Below are 19198 nucleotides of genomic sequence, written 5' to 3'. Positions count from 1 at the left end.
GCGATGGCAGAGGGTCCCGAGGACGACGAAAAGACAGAAGCCCCGACCGCCAAGCGGCAGAAGGACGCTGCGGACAAGGGTGACGTTCTCCAGTCCCGCGAGCTCGGTACAGCGCTGGTGATGATCGTCGGCGCGGCTTGGATCGCCATGGCGGGTCCGTGGATGCTCGGCTCGCTGCGACAGATGCTCACCAATGGGCTATCCTTCGACGCAGCCTCGCTCGAGCGCTTCGATCCGGTCTCGGCCTTCCTGTCGCTCGTCGTGACCGTCGCCCTTCCCCTGATCGTGCTGCTCGGGCTCACCTTGGCGGCAGCGATCGCCGCTCCGGCGCTGCTGGGCTCGCTGGGGTTCCGCTGGTCGGCGATCGGTTTCAAGGCGAACAAGCTTAACCCGGCAGCGGGATTGAAGCGGATGTTCGGAACCCAGGGCCTGATCGAGCTCGGCAAGTCCCTGCTCAAGATCCTGGTCCTCGGCGCAGTCGGCTACTGGCTGCTGATGGACCAGATCGCCAGCATCGTGACGCTTGGACGCCAGGATCTCAGGACCGCGCTCGACGAGTTGGGTTCGTCCTTCACCTTCGCCGTGCTGATCATGACGCTTGCTCTGGCGGTCGTCGCCGGAGCCGACATTCCGGCGCAGATCTTCCAGCGCGCCAAAAGACTGCGCATGTCGAAGCAGGAAATCAAGGAAGAGGGTAAGCAGACCGAAGGCTCGCCCGAAGCGAAGGCGGCGATCCGGTCGAAGCAGTTGCAGGCTGCCAAGGGATCGGCCCGCAAGGCGGTTCTCGATTCGACCGTAGTGCTCACGAACCCGACCCATTTCGCGGTCGCGCTGCGCTATCGCCCCGGATTCGACGCCGCGCCGGTGGTGCTCGCACGCGGACGTGGCGCGACCGCGCAGGCCATCCGCGAACTCGCGGTCGAGAATTCGGTCCCCCTCCTTTCCTACCCCCAGCTGGCACGCGCCATTTACTACACCAGCCGGTCGGGCCAGATGATCCGCGAGGACCTGTTCATCGCGGTCGCCGCCATCCTGGCCTTCGTCTTCAATCTCGACCGGGCGATGGCCGAGGGCATCGTCCAGCCCGACGTCGACGTCCCCGCCGGCGCCCGCTTCGACGAAGAAGGCCGCAAGATCGGCTGATCACGGGCCAACGGCCGAATCCACCGCAACATGGTTAGCGCGCGTTAGGAAAATTAAAGGGATTGAACGGCTAAATCCTCCGCCCGACAGGTCGTTACCGGCCATAGCGAGGTGGTGAAGAAAAATGGTTAGCTCGGTCGGTTCATCGATCCTTACCTCGCTGGGCGCATCCAGCATCGACACCGCATCGCTTGTCGATCAGCTGGCGCAGGCCGCGATTTCCGACAAGCAGAAGGCACTGACGACCCGCGAGACCGCCAACACGGCGAAGATCTCCGATCTCGCCAGCGCTATCAGCTCGATCAACGCCTTTTCCAGCTCGCTCTCGACCCTCATTTCGGGTGGCACCCTCTATACCCAGCCGACCAGTTCCAACAGCTCGGTGCTGCAGGCCTCGGCGTTGGCCGGAGCACGTCTCAACGGGCTTTCTGCATCGGTACGGGTGGAAAAGCTCGCCATGGCGCAGACTATGACGGCAGCGCCCCTCGCTGGCGTATCGAGCACCGTCGGGACCGGCACGCTGGAACTCAAGGTCGGCAGCCAGACAAAGACGATCACGATTGGTTCGACCAACAACACGCTGGCCGGGCTCGCGCAGGCGATCAAGGACAGCGGGCTCGGCGTCACCGCCAGCATCGTCAGCGACGCGACCGGCGCGCGGCTGGTCGTCAAGGGCTCGACGGGCGCAGCCAATGCCTTCTCGCTCAAGATGACAAGCGGAACCGCAGGCGAACTCGACCGCTTCGCTTATGATCCGGCAACCTATGATCCCGATGCCATCACCGGCCTGACGCTGCAGCAGGGCGCGCAAAATGCCGAACTGATCGTCGATGGCGTGACCGTCAGCAAGGCGACAAACAGCATCACCGACGTGATCGACGGTGTGAAGCTGGACCTTCTGTCGGCGTCGCCCGGCACCACGATCACGATCGGCTCGACACAGCCCGTCGACGCGATCAAGCAGGCAGTGGGCGACTTCGTAGACGCTTTCAACGAGTTGCGAACGACCCTGCGGACCATGACCGGTACAGACGGATCGCTGCGCAGCGATACCGGCATCCGCACGCTCGTCCAGCGGCTAAGTTCGCTGACCTCGACCCGCCTGACCTATGCCACCGATGGCAGCCCGACGACGCTGGCGGAGATCGGCGTCTCGACCAATCGCGACGGCAGCCTGACGCTCGACAGCGGGCGTCTTTCTTCGATCATGGCCAGCAATCCATCGGCGGTGGAGGCCATGTTCAACCCCGGCCAGCGCAGCGACAATCCGCTGATCCAGATCACGAGCGCCGTCGGCAAGACCAAGGGCGGCGTGTACACCGTGACCAATGCAACGCCGGGAACCAGCTCGTCGGCCGCATCGGCGACGCTGAACGGCGGTTTCACCCTGCCGCTGGGCGCCACCGGCGTCCAGGCTTCGTTCACGTCGGCGGCCTCGGGCCTGTCCTTCGACGTCCTCGGCTCGGTCAGCAGCGCAACCATTACCATCGATACCGGCCTGCAGGGGGCGCTCGACGCGATCAAGAGCGAGCTCACTGCGTCCTCGGGACAGCTCACCGCCTCACAGAGCCGGCTCGAAACGGAAAAGGCCGCAATCAGCGAGGACAAGGAGAAGCTGACCGCGAAAGACACGGCTTACCGGGCCCAGCTGACGGCGCAATATACCCGCATGCAGTCGTCGCTGTTCGCCCTGACCTCGACCCAGAGCTACCTGACGCAGCAGATCAAGCTGTGGACCAACGACAGTTCAAGTTAAGCCAAACCCCGCGATCAAGAGGGCTGATGCATGTATATGAGTAACGGTTACGGCGCCACGGGCGGCGCGAAGATGGCCTATCAGAACGTCGATATTGAAGCCCGTGTCCTCGCGGCCACACCCCACCAGCTGATCGGCATATTGTTCGAAGAGCTGACCAAGGCGCTGGAAATCATGGTCGCAGCGCAGCGCGTCGGCAATCGCGCCAAGATCATCGATAAACAGGCCCGCGCCTCCAACATCCTGCTGGCGCTCGAAACCAGCCTCGACTTCCGCAATGGCGGTGAGATCGCGGTCAATCTCGCCCGCATCTATCGCGAGGCGCGTCGGCTGGTGCAGCTTGGCGGCCGCAGCCATGACCCGGAAGCAGTCGAACGCGCAGGCGCGCTGCTGAAGGACATTGTCGAAGCCTGGGAACAGATCGGCTGATCTTTACCCCGCATTAACCCCGACGGAGGCATCCTGCCTCCGTCAGGAGACCGAGATGGCATTGTTCGACCGCAAGACCGTGCAGGACGCCGCGCCCTTCAAGGAGCGGCGCGTCAAGGGCAAGGTCGTGCGCTTCTCCGCCGATGCGACGGCCGAACATGTCCCTTCGCCCGCCCATGCGCTGCAAAAGATGCTGGCGGAACGTACCGCCGACGGCTTCATCACCGATCCGGCAGCACGTCACCGCGCCCTGGCGAAGTTCGTCGGAACCGCTGTGCTGCTGTGGGGGGGCATGGCGGCAGCGCTCGTCTCTATGATGGCGGTGACCCGCTGACCGCCGGTCACGCGTCGTCGAGTTTTGCGCCGTCCACAATCTGAACCAGGCGATCCCTCTCCGCTTCGTCGCGGCGACGCTCGGCCTTCGTCCGGCTGAAGCGTGCGCGATTGGCTTCGGCCCGCGCCTTCGCCTCGATCCGTGCCTTCGCCTTGCGTGCCTTGTTGAGATTGACGACGTCGCCCATGGCAGGATTGTGCCCCGGCGGCGGAAATGAAGCAATCCCGGCGGCGGCTTCCACAGCGGATCGCGCGTAAAGCGCTTCCACCGCCGACGATCAGCGCTTAAGGCGCCCCTGATGCATGACGACGAACTTCGCCGCTGGGTGGAAAGCGCTCTCGGCCATGTCCCCCGGGACCTGCCGATGTTCCGGCGCGCCCTGACCCATGGCAGCTATGGTCCGGTCCATTATGAGCGCCTCGAATTTCTCGGCGATCGCGTGCTTGGCCTGATTACCGCCACCTGGCTCTACGAAATCTATGGCGACGAGCCCGAGGGCAAGCTGTCGCGCCGCTTCAACACGCTCGTCAGCCGCGAGGTCTGCGCCGAGGTCGGCCGCGAGATCGGGGTCAGCACCTATATGCTGCTCGGCAAGCAGGCGCGCGACGATGGTGCGGCGCAGAGCGACAATGTCGTCGGCGACGTGGTCGAGGCGCTGATCGGCGCGCTCTATCTCGAAGGCGGGCTCGAAACGGCACAACGCTTCGTGCGCAAGGCCTGGGCCAGCCATGTCACCGGCCAGGCGCAGGCCCCGAAACATCCCAAATCCGCTCTGCAGGAATGGGCCGCCGCCCATCGCTGCAAGCCGCCCGTCTATACGATGGGCAGTCGGATCGGGCCGCACCATGCGCCCCGCTTCACCGTCACCGTTTCGATTGCGGGCAAGGCCGAGGCCAGCGCCGAAGGCAGCTCGAAACAGGAAGCCGAAACCGCCGCCGCCAAGGCGCTGCTGGAGAAATTGTCATGACCGAGCGCTGCGGCTTCGTCGCCGTCGTCGGCGCCCCCAATGCGGGCAAGTCCACCCTCGTCAACGCGCTGGTCGGCCAGAAGGTCGCGATCGTCAGCCCCAAGGCGCAGACGACGCGCACCCGGCTGATCGGCGTCGCGATCGCCGGCGAGAGCCAGATGCTGCTGGTCGACACGCCCGGCATCTTCGCGCCGCGCCGCCGGCTCGACCGCGCGATGGTCGCGGCCGCCTGGGGCGGTGCGCAGGACGCCGACCTGATCGCCTTCGTGATCGATGCCAAGACGGGCATCACCCACCGCATCGCCGACCTGCTCGACACGCTTGCCCAGCGACGCGAGCCCAAACTGGTGATCCTCAACAAGGTCGACATCTGTACCAAGGAAAGCCTGCTCGATCTTGCCGTGCGGCTGCAGGACAAGCTGGCGCCTGAGGCGATCTACATGGTGTCGGCCGCGACTGGCGACGGCATCGAGGATCTGCGCGCGGCGCTGGCGGCGCGTGTGCCCGAGGGGCCATGGCATTTTCCCGAAGAGCAGGTGTCCGACGCCACCGACCGCATGCTCGCCGCCGAAGTCACCCGCGAGCAGCTGTTCCTCCAACTGCACGCCGAACTCCCCTATGACTCGGCGGTCGAGACCGAGAAATATGAGGAGCGCAAGGACGGGTCTGTCGCGATCCACCAGCAGATCCTGATCGCACGCGACAGCCAGAAGGCGATCATCCTCGGCAAGCGCGGCACGCGCCTCAAGGAGATCGGCTCGCGCTCCCGCGAGGAGCTGGAAAAACTGCTCGACCGCAAGGTCCACCTGTTCCTGCACGTCAAGGTCGCCGAGAAATGGGGCGAGGATCGCGGTCTCTACCGCGAGATCGGGCTGGACTGGGTCGACTGAGCGAGCGGCGCGCTCTTAGACTTCGCGGTCCGATCGCCCCAGGCGATGATGCACTCCATCGGCGGCTTGCGACGCAACAGTCGCTCGATCCGGGTGGCTGGGCGTATCGGCACCCATAAACCATCCGACCGCGCATGGTCGGCTAGACTGGCGCTCCACACCGGTTCGAATCCTGCCGCGCGCGCCTGTTCGTCGGGCCATGCATCCCAGCGAACCTGGTGCATGACGATGACCGCCCGGCGCCAAGCGACCTGGCCGCCTCCACTGCTTCGCGGGCGGCCTTCTTGGTCACGACGCGCCGCTTATGGCCATCGCACCGCACGAACAGACGCGTGTCGCCCCGCGTGACCAGCAGGTCGACGACGGAGAGATCATCGTTCTCGACCCGCTCGACATCGCAGCAGCGCTCCGTAAAAAAGCGCGCAGCCTCGTCGCCCAGATCGCGATCTCGCTTCCGCTCCCAATAGCCTACGCCGGTTTCGAGGTATCGATCCTCCCACTCCCACCAGTCGCGCTCATAGGCCTGCTCGCGCCGCCGCCTGCGCTGCCCGGTCAGGCGGCCTATGATGCCGCCGATCATGGAAGCGCCGAAGGCGGCCGGTATCATCAGCGCGAAGAAGAGGATAACCACCACCACGCCTGTCCCTACGCCCGATGCGCTGCCAACGACCCCGGGGAAGAACGACGTTGCGAGAACTGCGGCGACCAACAGCAGAAGCAGCCAGAGGCTCACCATCAAAATCCAGTCGAGCGTGTCCGCAACAAGCCCCGTGATCGCTACGAAGCGCTGGCGCTCGGGCGTCAGCCTGTAATCGGCAGGCAAGCCATAATCCGCAGGGATCGGCTCGCGGAAGTCGTCCTCGTCTTCGATGTCGTCCATGCCCCTCTCCGAACAGAGAGAGAACAACCTTACATGGGCGGTGGGCTATCGCAAGCCATCCGCTGACGTGGCGGATGTTCACCCGCCCAGAATCTGATCCACCCATAAAGGAACGAGCAGACTCGCCTTGCCCAGCCGCGTCTCGTCAAACCAGCCACTGCCGGCCGAGCGCTCCAGATTGAGCTCCAGCGTCTCGATCCCCGCATGGCGCGCCATCTGCACGAAGCCCGCCGCCGGATAGACCGCGCCCGACGTCCCGATCGAGACGAACAGATCGGCCTCGGCCAAGGCCGCCTCGATCCGCTCCATGGCGTAGGGCATCTCTCCGAAGAAGACGATATCGGGCCGCAGCCTGTCCTGCGCGCCGCACTGGCCGCAGACCGTACCGTCGAGCATTGCCCCGCCAAACCGCGCCCGCCCGCCGCATTCCTCGCACAGCGCCGACATCAGTTCGCCGTGCATGTGCAGCAGCCGCGTCGCCCCGGCCCGTTCGTGCAGATCGTCGACATTCTGCGTGACGATCAGCAAATCCCCCCGCCACTCCCGATCAAGCCGCGCCAGAGCCAGATGCGCGGCATTCGGCTCCACCGCCCGCAACGCCGCCCGCCGCTGGTCGTAGAAATCGAGCACGAGCGCCCGATTGGCGGCCAGCGCTTCGGGCGTGCATATGTCCTCGACCCGATGGTTCTCCCACAGACCGTCCGAGGCGCGGAAGGTGTTGAGGCCACTCTCGGCAGAGATGCCCGCTCCGGTCAGGATGACGATATTTCCGACTTTTCTCATCGACAGCACATTCAATGGTCAAAACCCGTGAGCAGATCGCGGTCCATATTACCTTTCATCAAGATTTAAGAAAAGTCTATAACTTACGGAAGTAGCTTGACTATCCCACATCTTCACGTTCTCGGAATCTGGTCGATCCCATGCCGCGTGCGGCGGTCATAGGCTTCCTGCAGCGCCTCGATCCGCTTCTGCGTCCGCTTGGCGACGTCCTTGATGCTGCCGCAAGTCGCCTTCGCGGCGGCCTGGACGAAGTCGTTACGGTGGTCGAAGGCGATGCGGGCATGGCCGGCTTCGTGGGTTTCGAGTCCCTTGATCGTGCGGTACCAGAAGGAGGCCGCCTCCACTGTGACGCCTTCGGTGGTGACGAGGCGCGGCAGGGTGACCTTGATGGTGAGGCGCGTCACCGGATCGGCGACGATACAGTCGTTACCTCGCCGAGTCTGGCGCCAGCCGACGCGGATGTGCCAGGCGGTGTGGGCCACCGCATCGCCGGTCTGCGGCGCACGGCTGCGCATCGATCGGTAGATTTCCTCCGGGGTGCGGCCCTCTACGTCATAATAGTCGAAGCTGACATTGGGGATGCCGGCGAAAGCCGAGGTGATCGGCGCACCGCGCAAGGGCATATCTGTCGCGCTCGCCAACAACAATGCGGCACTGGCCGCGATCGCGCACCTCATTCGCCGCCCTTGGGTCCCCAGAAAATCACCCAGGTGACGAAATCGTCGCTGAAATCCTCGAAACGATGGAAGGCATGCGCCTCGACGAAGATCGCGTCCTGTGCCTTGACCGGCCGGCGCTCACCATTCTTCACGAACCAGCCCGAACCCGAAGCGACGATATAGAGTTCGTCCTGTTCGTGCGGCGCCTGATCATCTTCGCCCCGCGGCGCATAGACGCCGATGCGCATCGACCCGTGCCGGAAGGGATAGGTGAAGAGGCGCCCCTGATCGTCCGGCAGCGTGGCCAGCGCGGCGTCGAGTGAGAATTGCCAGTCCTGCGATGTCATGATCGGTCCTCGCCAGCGCCCTCCGCCACATCAGTTGAGCATGTCCCGGCCTGTGAGGCCAGAGCTATCGACCGCGCTGCGCTCGCGGAGCGCTTGCGTCCTGCGCGGACGGACGCCATGAAGCGCGCGGATCGAAAAGGGACAGGGCATGGCCGCAATCGGAATCTTGGGCGCGCAGGGACGGATGGGCCAGGCGATCGCCGCCGCCGCGCCGGCGATGGGCGCGACGCTGGCAGGCGGGGTCGACGTCGGCGGAGCGGTGTTCGGCGACCATGGCGACGTCGCGACGCTCGCCAGCCATTGCGACGTGCTGGTCGATTTCTCCGCTCCCGTGGCGCTTGCCGGCCATCTCGCCGCCGCCCGCGCCGCCGGGGTTCCGATCGTGATCGGTACCACCGGCCTTCAGCCCGAGCATCATGCGCTGGTTAATGAGGCCGCCGCAGCAGGGCTGGCCGTGCTCCAGTCGGCGAACACCTCACTCGGCGTGAACCTGCTCGCGCATCTGGTACGCGAGGCGACCGCGCGGCTCGGCTCCGACTGGGACATCGAGATTGTCGAGATGCACCACCGCCACAAGGTCGACGCGCCCTCGGGCACGGCGCTGCTGCTTGGCGAGGCAGCGGCGGCGGGACGCGGGTCGAACGCGGCGACGCTCAACCGCTTCGACCGGATCGGCCACGGCAACGACCGTCCGCGCGAAGAGGGCACGATCGGCTATGCGTCATTGCGCGGCGGTTCGGTCGCGGGGGACCATATGGTGGTCCTCGCCAGCGACAATGAGCGGATCGAACTGGGCCACCGCGCCGAGAACCGAACGATCTTCGCGCGCGGGGCGGTCAAGGCCTGCCTGTGGATGGTCGGTCAGGCGCCCGGCCGCTATTCGATGAACGACGTGCTGGGCCTGTGAAGAAGGCCGACGTCTTCGAATTCTATCGGCGGCTGGCGGAAAATGATCCCGCGCCGGTGACCGAGCTCCACTACGTCAATCCCTATACGCTGCTGGTCGCGGTCGCCCTGTCGGCGCAGGCGACCGATGTCGGGGTGAACAAGGCGACCGGCCCGCTCTTCGCCAAGGTCACCACGCCGGAGCAGATGCTCGAACTCGGCGAAGAGGGGCTCAAGCAGCACATCAAGACGATCGGCCTGTTCAACACGAAGGCGAAGAACGCCATCGCCGCGGCCCGCATCCTCGTCGACCAGCATGGCGGCGAGGTACCGCAGGATCGCGAGGCGCTCGAGGCGCTGCCGGGCGTCGGCCGCAAGACCGCGAACGTCGTCCTGAACACCGCCTTCGGCGCCGAGACGATCGCGGTCGACACGCATATCTTCCGCGTCTCCAACCGCACCGGCCTCGCACCGGGCAAAAATGTCCTCCAGGTCGAACTCAAGCTGGAGAAGGTCACGCCCAAGCCCTTCCTGCAGGGCGCGCATCACTGGCTGATCCTGCACGGCCGCTATATCTGCAAGGCGCGCAAGCCCGAATGCTGGCGCTGCCCAGTCGAGGATCTATGCCGGTTCAAGCCGAAGACTCCGGCGCCGCCTGCGCCCAAGGCCTGAACGAAGGGCGGCATTTTCAAGGCGCGGCGCGGACGATATCGTCTTATGATCATGGACCGAAGGATCGATGATCTGGGAAAGGATGTTCCGATGCGTGGTCGAACGAAGCGTGCCCTGGCCCTTGCCGTCGCCCTGCTCTGCGCCGCCGGATCGGCCGGCCAGAGCCGCCCGCTGAAGCCAGAGCAGGAAGCGAAGATCAAGCCCGACGGCAAGGTCGAGGACTGCATCCCCCTCCGCTCGATCCGCAACACGCGCGTCCGCGACGACCGCACGATCGACTTCTACATGAACAACGGCAAGGTCTATCGAAACACCCTGCCCTATGCCTGCTCGGGCCTCGGCTATGAGGAGCGCTTCGGCTATGCGACCTCGCTGCCGCAGCTCTGCTCGGTCGACATCATCACCGTGCTGCGCACCCCGCCCATCCCGATCGGCGCCTCCTGCGGCCTTGGCAAGTTCCAGCCGATCAGCGGCGCGCCGAAATAGCGGCAGAGGACCGGCTTGCCGCCAATTAGCTCTGGCGGTGCCCCTTTCCCTTTGCTAAGCGGCCCCCAACGCACCCGTAGCTCAGCTGGATAGAGCGCTGCCCTCCGAAGGCAGAGGCCAGGGGTTCGAATCCCTTCGGGTGCGCCATATTTCCAAAGATTTAGCAGCAGTTGATAGCGCCCGTGCTGAAGTACGGAAAACGCCGTTCTGCTGATTACCGCGATCCTCAAGCGGGCCGTCGTCAGCCGCTCGACCATGTACCGCAACATGCAATACATGACCGCCCCAGAAACTTCGAGATCAGCATAGGCCGCGCTGAATGGCGCGGGTCCGCCATCAACGACTGGCTAAGCGATCCGTCGTTCTATCGCGCAGGCGCGTAAACGCTGTCGCTGGTCCGGCGAAGAATGGGAACGCGAACTGGCTGCCGGCCCGAATGCGAGGCTGGCAGGCGATTGGGCACCGACGACCCCGCAGCGGATCAGGTGCGAGCCTAATCCTTAAACTGATCCCTCACCTCCACCATGGTGGGCTTAGGGCGGCGGTCGAAGAGCAGGGCGAGGACGTCGGGCCGCGAATAATGGCCGCTGCCGTCCAGCCACATCTTGGCGTCGGAGCAGTCGTCCAGATCGATCTCCGCCACGACGAGCCCTTCTTCAAGCCCCTTCTTCGGTCCCGCCACGGCGGCGGCAAAAGGATGGAAGACCGCCGAATAGCCGGCACCGACCGCCAGCATGTCGGCCGAGCCGAACTCCTGCTGCAGAAAATCCATGATCTCCTGGGTCACCGGGCTGGATGCGCATACGACGAAGCATTGCGCGGTGAGCGCGTGGTTGCGCATCATGGCATCGATCTGAATGTCGGCGACGGCCTCGAACCCGGCCATGGTCGACAGCCCCGGCCACAGCGCCGCATGAATCTGGACCTGCTGCTCGGCGATGGCCTGCCGCGCCAGGTTCATGGTGTGCTCCCAGCAGCAGAGCGCGCCGACCCGGCCCGCGGCGGTGGGCTTCACCCAAAGGCCCGATCCGTCACCCTGCCCCCAGATATAGCGTTCGGCATAGGTCGGCTTCAGCTTCCGGTGAACGCCCACCAATTCGCCGTCCTTGTCGATCAGGATGGCACTGTTGAAGCAGGTGCGCCCGCCCTCGGCCCGCTCGCTTGCGCCCATGACGACGACCACGCCGGCGTCGCGGGCCGCCGCGCGGATGCAGGCGATTTCCGGCCCGTTAACTTCCACCGATGCATCCTGATAGCGACGATTCATGGCCACCTGATGCAGCGGCGGATAATTGTTGATCCAATAGGGGAAGCCGGGAAGGTAGACCTCGGGGAAAACGATCAGATCGATCCCGTCGGCTCCTGCCCGCCTGATCCATTCCGCAGCCTTTTCGGCGCTCTCCATCGGCTTCATGAAAACCGGCGAGACGTGGGCCGCAGCTACCTTCACCCTCTGAGACATCGCTAACCCTCTGCTGCGTCGCCCCTGGCAAAGGGGGGACAATGTTTACCGTTCTTCGGACGTGGCCATGGCACCTTCGGTGGCTTGCGCCTCCGATTCTTCCGTCTGAAACGCATATTCGCGCATGGTCACATGATAAGCGCGCAGAATATGACCCGCCATGATCGCGCTGGCCCAGGCTTCGTCGCGCGCTTCGAACGCCAGCAGCAACTCTTCATGGTCGGCATGGCTGCGGCGGAGCCCCACGCGGTCATAATGGCGCGCGGTGCGGTGGAGGATGCCCTGCTCGACGATCATCCCGCGTATCTTGGCCAGCCGATCGGACTTGGCGATCGACAGGATCAGATTGTGAAACAGGCGATTGTTCTCGACGAAGGTCAGCGAATCGAAATCCGGCTTTTCGATCGCATCCCGAATGAGGTTGGTATAGCTGCGCAGCGTTTCGATCTCTTCCGCCGTGACGAAGCGTGCCGCCCGCCCTGCGGCGTGGCTTTCGAGCAGCATGCGGAGGGTGAAGATCTCCTCGACCTCCTCGGGCGACCAGTCCGGAACGAAGGTGCGCTGCGTGTCGGTCCTCCGGACCAGCATATCAGCCTCGAGCCGGCGCAGCGCATCGCGGATCGGCGTTCGCGACACACCGCACATCTCGGCCAGCTCTTCTTCCTTGAGCTGGGTCATCGGTGCCAGCTCACCCGACAATATCTTGGCCCGTATCGTATCGTAAGCAAGGTCGGACGCACGCGACATCAATAGTCTCCTGAATCGCGCGCTACATAGACGAGCCGATCGCTCTCCGAAATCACATCCGTGTTTTTACGCTGATCATCGATGATACTGGCCCCTTGGGGACCTGAATCTCGCGCGCCGGCGCCCCGACCGACCGCAGGGGCGGAAAGAGGGGGGCCCACCCGTTCCATTCTTACTCTGCCGCGACCGCCATGGGCGCCACCTGCCAGCGCGGCTGGATCGGTGCGGGAAGGCCCGTCTCCTCGATGGACCGCGCCCGCAACTCTTCGATGGGAGCCCCATAATTGAACACGGGGATGCTGCTGCCGCGCTCGGCGCGTAATTGGGCGCGCAGTTCCTCCGTCGCGGCAAGATCGACGACCCCGCCCGCATCGGCCACGACGCCATAGGCGCGCGCGCCGGCCGGAGTGACCAGTCCCCTGCGGATTTCCAGGCCGACGAGTTCGGCATCGCGTTCATAGGGATCGCCCCAGCCCGCGCCGCCCCAGGTGATGAAGTGCAGTACATCGCCCGCCTCGACGGCAACATCCTCTACCTTGTTCCCGACGACGACCGTCGTGCCATCGGTCTTTTCGAGGATCTTTCGCGCGCGCCGGCCGGGTTCGCCACCGTTCACGCCCCAGGGCGGAACGAACCAGCGATCGTCGTGAATGGCGATCAAACCGGCCTCCAGGAAGCGATAGGACATGCGGATGCCGTTGCCGCCGCGGTGAAGACCTGCGCCGCCCGAGTCAGGCTCGGTCTCGTACCGCTCGATGATCAGCGGGAAATAGCGCTCGAGGAACTCGTTCGGCACGTTGGTGAAATTGGGGAACAACGAGTGGCCGTCCGGGCCGTCGCCGATCGGCCGGCCGGGGATCCCCCCGAAGCCAATCTGGAACAGCTGGAAATATTTCCCGGCCGCATCGGTCCCCGAATAGAAGAGATGGGGCGAAGAAGAGAAGCCCGCGGCTGTCAGAAACTCGGGCGTCTTCTGGCCGAGCAGCCCGCCGAGAATGTCGAACATACGGCCGAGCGCGTGGGTGCGGCCCGACAGTGCCGCAGGGAACCGCGGCTTGAGCAGCGAACCTTCGGGGATCCGCACGTCGATCAGGTCATAATAGCCGTCGTTGAACAGGATCTGCGGGTCGAAGACCATGATCATGTAGATGCCGAAGAACATGCGCATCATGTTCTCGTTCAGGAAAAAGTTGATCGATGCCCGGCTTTGCGGATCGGTACCGTCGAAATCGAGAACGACGCGGTCGTTCTCGCGCCACATCGTGCACTTTATCTTGTAGGGCCCGTAGCCGAGCCCATCGTCGCAGATATAGTCCTCGAAGCTGACCTTTTCCTCGCTGATCGCGGTGTCGATCAGCTGCTTCATCGCGCGATGGTTACGCTGGAGCAGTTCCTCGCAGGCCGATACGAACACGTCGTCGCCGAAGCGCTCGGCGATTTCGACGACCCGGCGGGCGGCCACGCGGCAGGAGGCGATCAGCGCGTTGAGATCGGCCATGCACCAGTCGGCGGTGCGCACCTGCGCCATTATCAGATTGACGACGTCTTCCTGATATTCGCCCTTCCGCCAGATCTTAACCGGTGGCACGCGCACGCCCTCCTGGAAGATAGACGTTGCGTGGATCGGCATCGATCCGGGGACCATCCCGCCAATGTCGGACTGGTGCCCGAACATCGAGGTGTAGGCTATCAGCCGTCCATCCTTGAACACCGGCAGCAGCACCAGCCAGTCGTTGGAATGGCTGATCGCACCGCCGACCGAATAGGGATCGGACAGCATGATCATGTCCCCATCCTCCAGCGTCCCGGAATAGCCATCGAGGAACGGGCCGATATAGCTTCCGAATTGCCCGACGATCATGCGACCCTTGTGATCGGCGATGAGCGGAAAAGCGTCGCCCTGCTCGCGAATGCCGGGTGACATCGCGGTGCGCACGAGGGTGGTGTCCATTTCCACCCGCGCATTCCTCAGCGCGTTCTCGACGATGTCGAGCGTCACGGGATCGATGGCCACGGTCTTGAACGGTTGCGGGCTGGTTTCGATGATCTGAGCCATTGCTTTTACCCTTCGCGAACCGGTCAGGCCGGGATGATGAGCAGGTTGCCGTAGTCGTCGACGCGGGCGATGTGCTTGGTTTCGATGAGCGTGGTCGAGTCCATCTCGATCACGATTGCGGGTCCCGGGATCACGTCGCCGGCACGCAGGCGCGCGCGATCGTAAATCGCGGCGGCCCGTGGGCCGCCATCCATCCAGAGTTCGTGATCCCGTATCTTCGCCGCGCGCGGATCACCGTCGCCCCGTTCGAGAGCGATCGACGGCAGTTCGAGCGCCCGTCCCAGCGCTACCGCACGGAGATTCACGAGTTCGTGCTCCGCATCCATGTTGAAGGTGAAGAGACGACGATGCTCATCGTCGAACCGGCGGGCGAGGCCGTCGATCCCCGCTTCCCGGATCTGATCGATGGTCGCCGTCATCGGCACTTCGAAGGCCTGTCCCGAATAGCGGACATCGATTTCGAAGCTGGTCTCGATCGTGTCGGGAGCGAGCCCGTCGGCGATCAGAGTGTCGCGAACCTGGCGTTCCATATCTTGCAAGATAGCGATCACTTCTTCCCCCGTGATCGCCGAACGGAGGCGCGAGAGCGAGCGGGCGGTTTCTGTCCGCATGCGGGTGGTAGCGTCACCGAGCGCACACAGGACGCCAGGCGATACCGGCGAGACGGCCGGATAGCTCCCCATCAGACGGGCGACGGCGTTGACGTGCAACGGGCCCGCGCCGCCGAATCCCATCAATGCGAACTCGCGCGGATCATAGCCCTGCTGGACAGAGATCATGCGCAGCGCACCGAACATATTCTCGTTGACGATATCGATGATGCCGCGGGCGGCCTCAGTCAGGCCGATACCCAGGGCATCGGCGATCGTCTGCACGGCGCGCGCCGCCCCGGCACGATCCAGCTTGAAGCTGCCGCCGAGAAGATTTTCCGGCAGATAGCCGAGTACGACATTGGCGTCAGTCACCGTAGGAAGCGTACCGCCCTTGCCATAGGCAACCGGTCCCGGAACGGCGCCGGCCGACTGGGGGCCGACGCGCAGGGCCTTGGTGAGTTCGGGAACATAGGCGATCGAGCCGCCTCCAGCCCCGACTGTTTTCACGTCGAGCGAAGATGCGCGGACCGAAAGGTGGCCCACTTCGGTCGTCCGCACCCGGCGCGGCTCGCCACCCTCGATCAGCGCGACGTCGGTGGAAGTGCCCCCAACATCCAGCGTCAGGATATTCTTCAGGCCGGCGTTGCGCGCCACCCACAAGGCTCCCGTTACGCCGCCCGCCGGCCCGGACATCAGCAGCGACACAGGCTGCTCTTCGGACTTCTGCGAGGACATCAGGCCGCCATCGGAGCGCAGAAGCGCGAGTTGCCCCTTCATCTCGACGCGTTCGAGCTTATCGCGCAGATTGCGGACGTAGCGCCCGACAACGGGCCGCACGGCGGCGTTGGCGACGGTCGTCAGCGTTCTCTCATATTCCTGCATTTCCGGGAGCACCTGATGGCTCAGCGAGATCGGCACACCGGGCATGACGTCCTGGGCGATGCGCTCGACGACCCGTTCGTGCTCGCCGTTCAAATAGGCGTTCATCAGGCTCACCGTCAGGGCTTCGACCCCATTGGCCTTCAGCGTCTCGAGCTTTGAACGAATCTCTTCCTCGTCCAGCGGACGCAGTTCCGTCCCCTTGGCGGTCATCCGTCCCTTGATCTCGACTGTGTCCTCGAGCTTCGCCAGCGGCTCGGGTTTCGGCCATACGATCCATCCGGCGAGTCCACCGGGCACAAAGCTTCGGGCGATCTGCAGAATCTGGCGGTAGCCCTCGGTGGTAACGAGGCCGACCCGGGCGCCTTTCCCTTCCAGAACGGCGTTGGTGGCGACAGTGGTGCCATGAAGAAAAATTCCGATTTCCTTGGGCGAGATTCCGGCCTGGGCGCACACGGCCTCGACGCCGCTCAAGATGCCCTCGGAACTGTCATGGGGAGTCGACGGCGTCTTGTGCCGCCAGAACTGACCCGACTGGTCTTCAAAGAGCAGAAGGTCGGTGAAAGTTCCTCCAACGTCTACGCCCAAGCGATAGCCCATTCGACGCCCCTCTTCGTGAATTGCTTTCCGGAAACAACGACGTCGACCCGCCGAACGAGCGACGATCGTGGTCCCCGACATTCAAACCCACCACCGAAGCCCGGACGGTCTGGAACGTAAAAGTGACGGCAGACACTTGTGGGCAGCACCGCCTCAGGCGCCTCGATGCCGAACTGGCCTCAGCGGTATTTTGTACACATAAATTGAGACTCGCTGCTTGACAAGGGCGTAATATAGCGACCTAATGAGTCACGCTTACAGGATAAGTATACACTCTTGAGGGTGCGATTGTCCGTGTCGAACGCTCGAACGCTCTACGACAAGATTTGGGAAGCGCACTCCACGCCGCTTGGCGATAGCGGCGACTCGCTCCTGTACATCGACCTCCATCTGCTTCATGAAATCTCGAGCCCGCAGGCTTTCGCCGGTCTGCGTGAAGCGGGCCGGCCCGTGCGCCGCCCTGCTAGGACACTGGCCGTGTTCGACCACAATATCCCGACCGCCGATCAGGCCCTCGGACTTGCCGGTGTGCAGGATGAGGAAGCGCGCGTGCAACTCCAGACCTTGGAGCGCAACACGGCTGAAGCCGGAATCGAAGCGTTCCGCATGGGCGATCCCCGCAACGGGATCGTTCATGTCGTGGGGCCCGAACAGGGACGCACGCAGCCTGGCATGACGATCGTCTGCGGCGACAGCCATACATCGACCCATGGGGCTTTCGGGGCGCTGGCCCACGGCATAGGCACGTCGGACGTGGAGCATGTCCTGGCCACCCAGACGCTGCGGACGCGCAAATCGCGCAACATGCGCATCCGCTTCGCGGGCAAGCCACCGGCCTATGTCGGTGCGAAGGACATGGCGCTTGCGATGATTGCGTCGATCGGCACCGGCGGCGGCACGGGAGCGGTCATCGAATATGTCGGCGAGGCCGTGTCGGCCCTGTCGATGGAAGGGCGGATGACGCTCTGCAACATGACGATCGAGGCAGGTGCGCGCGCGGGGCTGGTTGCTCCCGACGAAAAGACGTTCGACTATCTCGCCGGCAGGCCTTCTGCCCCTCACGGCGCGGACTGGGAGGCCGCCCTCGCCTATTGGCGTACCCTGTCCAGCGATGCCGACGCCCGGTTCGACGAAGAGTTCGTCATCGACGTTTCGTCGCTTGCCCCGCAGGTGAGCTGGGGCACCAGCCCGGAAGATGTCATCGCCATAGACGCGACCATTCCCGATCCGGGTTCGATCGACGACCCCGATCGCAGGGCCAGCAAATCGCAAGCGCTCGATTATATGGCGCTGAAGGCGTGCGAGCCGATCGCCGGCACGCCGATCGACCGCGTGTTCATCGGCAGCTGCACGAACAGCCGCATCGAGGACCTCCGCGCGGCAGCAGAGGTGGTCCGCGGCCGCACCGTCGCCGCCGGGGTTCGTGCGCTTGTCGTACCCGGCTCGGGCCTTGTGCGGGCGCAAGCGGAGGCAGAGGGCCTCGACAGCATTTTCGTCGCGGCCGGACTGGAATGGCGAGAGCCAGGCTGTTCGATGTGCCTCGGCATGAATCCCGACCGGCTGATGCCGGGGGAACGCTGCGCATCGACGTCGAACCGCAATTTCGAAGGTCGACAGGGCCGCGGTGGACGCACCCACCTGATGAGTCCGGCGATGGCGGCTGCAGCGGCGGTAACCGGCAGGATCACGGATGTCCGGAAGCTGATGTCATGAAGCCCTTCACCCGTCATTGCGGTATCGCCGCCCCCTTGCCCCTCGCCAATGTCGACACCGATCAGATCGTTCCGAAGCAGTTCCTCAAGACCGTCGAGCGCAAGGGCCTAAAGGCTGCGCTGTTCTACGATCAGCGCCACGCGCCTGACGGAACGCCTGTACCGGGTTTCGTGCTCGATCAGGCGCCCTGGAACGAGGCGACTATCCTCGTGGCGGGCGACAATTTTGGCTGCGGGTCGAGCCGCGAGCACGCGGCCTGGGCACTGGCCGACTTCGGCATATGCTGCGTGATATCCAGCCGGATAGCGGATATCTTCTATAACAACAGCATCAATAACGGCCTGCTGCCCATCACCGTCCCCATCGATCTTCTCGCGCATCTGATGGATTTGGCGCAATCGGGGGCGACGCTTTGCGTCGATTTGGAACGGCGCACCATCTTCCATGGCGAAGAGGCTCACCCTTTTGCGATCGACGAGCGGGTAAGGACCCGGCTGCTCTCGGGTCTCGACCCGATCGGGGAAGCGCAAGCCGAGGAAGCCGCCATCGCCGCGATAGAAGGCCGTCTCGCGGCGGCCACTCCATGGCTCCCCCATTCTGCGGAGGCAGAGGGCCATGCAGCATGACATAACCTCACCGATGCGGCGTGTCCGCCCCCGCGCCTGCGTCGTCGACAGCGGGCTGGTCCATGGCATGATGCAGCGCTGCCAGTCCCAGACGCCCTCCTCGCTCAACGATCAGTTCGGGATCAGCTGGAATACCTGGGCCAAGCTTCGCAAGGGCCAGCCTATCCGCAGGTCACTCGCTTTGCGCCTCGTTTCCAGAGTTCTGGCGGATGAAGGACAGCGCGCCGATCCGTTGCTTTTTCTGAACGACGAGGCGGCTTCATCGTGAACGAAGCAGCAGCCGCTCCCTCC

At 64.3% G+C, this 19198-nt stretch carries 21 protein-coding genes and 1 tRNA gene; 13 read left to right on the top strand and 9 right to left on the bottom strand.

Annotated features, from left to right (window positions below; genetic code table 11):
• Window positions 1–3: 3 nt before the first annotated feature.
• The 4 genes from flhB (at window position 4) to G6P88_RS00980 (ending at window position 3662) form a co-directional block, all read left to right on the top strand.
• A complete protein-coding gene (flhB, locus tag G6P88_RS00995; protein ID WP_165321422.1) occupies window positions 4–1143 on the top strand; it encodes a flagellar type III secretion system protein FlhB in 1140 nt (379 codons plus the stop codon).
• A 124-nt stretch (window positions 1144–1267) separates the two neighbouring features.
• Entirely contained in the window at window positions 1268–2899 is a 1632-nt protein-coding gene (fliD, locus tag G6P88_RS00990; RefSeq protein ID WP_165321421.1) for a flagellar filament capping protein FliD, read from the top strand.
• A gap of 36 nt (window positions 2900–2935) precedes the next feature.
• Window positions 2936–3328, top strand: a complete 393-nt coding sequence (locus G6P88_RS00985; RefSeq protein WP_226946671.1) for a flagellar export chaperone FliS — start codon at window positions 2936–2938, stop codon at window positions 3326–3328.
• Window positions 3329–3383: 55 nt separating this feature from the next.
• Window positions 3384–3662 (top strand): hypothetical protein, encoded by a 279-nt coding sequence (locus G6P88_RS00980; protein WP_165321419.1) that lies wholly within the window; start codon window positions 3384–3386, stop codon window positions 3660–3662.
• Window positions 3663–3669: 7 nt separating this feature from the next.
• Here G6P88_RS00980 and G6P88_RS00975 read toward each other — a convergent pair whose 3' ends face one another.
• Window positions 3670–3849, bottom strand: coding sequence for a DUF4169 family protein (locus tag G6P88_RS00975; RefSeq protein ID WP_165321418.1), 180 nt, complete (start codon window positions 3847–3849; stop codon window positions 3670–3672).
• A gap of 111 nt (window positions 3850–3960) precedes the next feature.
• On the opposite strand from G6P88_RS00975, the gene rnc reads away from it, so the two are divergent.
• Window positions 3961–4629 carry a ribonuclease III gene (rnc, locus tag G6P88_RS00970; protein WP_165321417.1) on the top strand — a complete coding sequence of 223 codons (669 nt, stop codon included), beginning with the start codon at window positions 3961–3963 and terminating at the stop codon, window positions 4627–4629.
• The gene (gene era, locus G6P88_RS00965) at window positions 4626–5519 is read left to right on the top strand and encodes a GTPase Era (protein ID WP_165321416.1); all 894 of its coding nucleotides are present in this window, start codon (window positions 4626–4628) and stop codon (window positions 5517–5519) included. The genes rnc and era overlap by 4 nt, the downstream gene beginning before the upstream one ends.
• 142 nt (window positions 5520–5661) lie before the next feature.
• Here the strand turns inward: era and G6P88_RS00960 are convergent, their stop codons facing one another.
• The 4 genes from G6P88_RS00960 to G6P88_RS00945 form a co-directional block, all read right to left on the bottom strand.
• On the bottom strand, window positions 5662–6399 hold the full coding sequence (locus G6P88_RS00960; protein ID WP_165321415.1) for a hypothetical protein: 738 nt from the start codon (window positions 6397–6399) through the stop codon (window positions 5662–5664).
• 78 nt (window positions 6400–6477) lie between these two features.
• Complete coding sequence (locus G6P88_RS00955; RefSeq protein WP_165321414.1) at window positions 6478–7182, bottom strand: NAD-dependent deacylase; 705 nt, start codon at window positions 7180–7182, stop codon at window positions 6478–6480.
• A 113-nt stretch (window positions 7183–7295) separates the two neighbouring features.
• The gene (locus G6P88_RS00950; protein ID WP_165324818.1) at window positions 7296–7805 is read right to left on the bottom strand and encodes a DUF922 domain-containing protein; all 510 of its coding nucleotides are present in this window, start codon (window positions 7803–7805) and stop codon (window positions 7296–7298) included.
• A 50-nt stretch (window positions 7806–7855) separates the two neighbouring features.
• Window positions 7856–8188: a cupin domain-containing protein gene (locus G6P88_RS00945; RefSeq protein WP_165321413.1), complete on the bottom strand. Its 333-nt coding sequence runs from the start codon at window positions 8186–8188 to the stop codon at window positions 7856–7858.
• A 148-nt stretch (window positions 8189–8336) separates the two neighbouring features.
• Between G6P88_RS00945 and dapB the strand changes: the two genes are divergently transcribed.
• From dapB to G6P88_RS00925, 4 genes are all read left to right on the top strand, one after another.
• On the top strand, window positions 8337–9095 hold the full coding sequence (dapB, locus tag G6P88_RS00940) for a 4-hydroxy-tetrahydrodipicolinate reductase (RefSeq protein WP_165321412.1): 759 nt from the start codon (window positions 8337–8339) through the stop codon (window positions 9093–9095).
• Window positions 9092–9745: an endonuclease III gene (gene nth / locus G6P88_RS00935; protein WP_165321411.1), complete on the top strand. Its 654-nt coding sequence runs from the start codon at window positions 9092–9094 to the stop codon at window positions 9743–9745. The genes dapB and nth overlap by 4 nt, the downstream gene beginning before the upstream one ends.
• A 90-nt stretch (window positions 9746–9835) precedes the next feature.
• Window positions 9836–10231, top strand: a complete 396-nt coding sequence (locus G6P88_RS00930) for a hypothetical protein (protein ID WP_165321410.1) — start codon at window positions 9836–9838, stop codon at window positions 10229–10231.
• Window positions 10232–10301: 70 nt separating this feature from the next.
• Window positions 10302–10378: transfer RNA gene (locus tag G6P88_RS00925), tRNA-Arg, on the top strand.
• Window positions 10379–10724: 346 nt separating this feature from the next.
• Here the strand turns inward: G6P88_RS00925 and G6P88_RS00920 are convergent.
• The 4 genes from G6P88_RS00920 to G6P88_RS00905 all read right to left on the bottom strand — a co-directional run bounded on the left by G6P88_RS00920 (window position 10725) and on the right by G6P88_RS00905 (window position 16568).
• Window positions 10725–11681: a carbon-nitrogen hydrolase family protein gene (locus G6P88_RS00920; protein ID WP_206335830.1), complete on the bottom strand. Its 957-nt coding sequence runs from the start codon at window positions 11679–11681 to the stop codon at window positions 10725–10727.
• A 57-nt stretch (window positions 11682–11738) separates the two neighbouring features.
• Window positions 11739–12440, bottom strand: a complete 702-nt coding sequence (locus G6P88_RS00915; RefSeq protein ID WP_165321408.1) for a GntR family transcriptional regulator — start codon at window positions 12438–12440, stop codon at window positions 11739–11741.
• Window positions 12441–12612: 172 nt separating this feature from the next.
• Window positions 12613–14496, bottom strand: a complete 1884-nt coding sequence (locus G6P88_RS00910; RefSeq protein WP_165321407.1) for a hydantoinase B/oxoprolinase family protein — start codon at window positions 14494–14496, stop codon at window positions 12613–12615.
• A 23-nt stretch (window positions 14497–14519) separates the two neighbouring features.
• Window positions 14520–16568 carry a hydantoinase/oxoprolinase family protein gene (locus tag G6P88_RS00905; protein WP_165321406.1) on the bottom strand — a complete coding sequence of 683 codons (2049 nt, stop codon included), beginning with the start codon at window positions 16566–16568 and terminating at the stop codon, window positions 14520–14522.
• 294 nt (window positions 16569–16862) lie between these two features.
• Between G6P88_RS00905 and leuC the strand changes: the two genes are divergently transcribed.
• Genes leuC through G6P88_RS00890 form a run of 3 tightly spaced genes read left to right on the top strand, consistent with a single transcriptional unit; the run spans window position 16863 to window position 19175 of the window.
• Window positions 16863–18281, top strand: coding sequence for a 3-isopropylmalate dehydratase large subunit (gene leuC, locus G6P88_RS00900; RefSeq protein ID WP_165321405.1), 1419 nt, complete (start codon window positions 16863–16865; stop codon window positions 18279–18281).
• The gene (gene leuD, locus G6P88_RS00895) at window positions 18278–18907 is read left to right on the top strand and encodes a 3-isopropylmalate dehydratase small subunit (RefSeq protein WP_165321404.1); all 630 of its coding nucleotides are present in this window, start codon (window positions 18278–18280) and stop codon (window positions 18905–18907) included. Before leuC ends, leuD begins: the two co-directional genes overlap by 4 nt.
• Window positions 18897–19175: a hypothetical protein gene (locus tag G6P88_RS00890; protein ID WP_206335829.1), complete on the top strand. Its 279-nt coding sequence runs from the start codon at window positions 18897–18899 to the stop codon at window positions 19173–19175. The genes leuD and G6P88_RS00890 overlap by 11 nt, the downstream gene beginning before the upstream one ends.
• Window positions 19176–19198: the final 23 nt, after the last annotated feature.

The organism is Rhizorhabdus phycosphaerae, assembly GCF_011044255.1.
GTDB lineage: Bacteria > Pseudomonadota > Alphaproteobacteria > Sphingomonadales > Sphingomonadaceae > Rhizorhabdus > Rhizorhabdus phycosphaerae.
The sequence above is the reverse complement of the archived record's forward strand: the minus strand, read 5'-3'. Positions and strand labels throughout refer to the sequence as shown.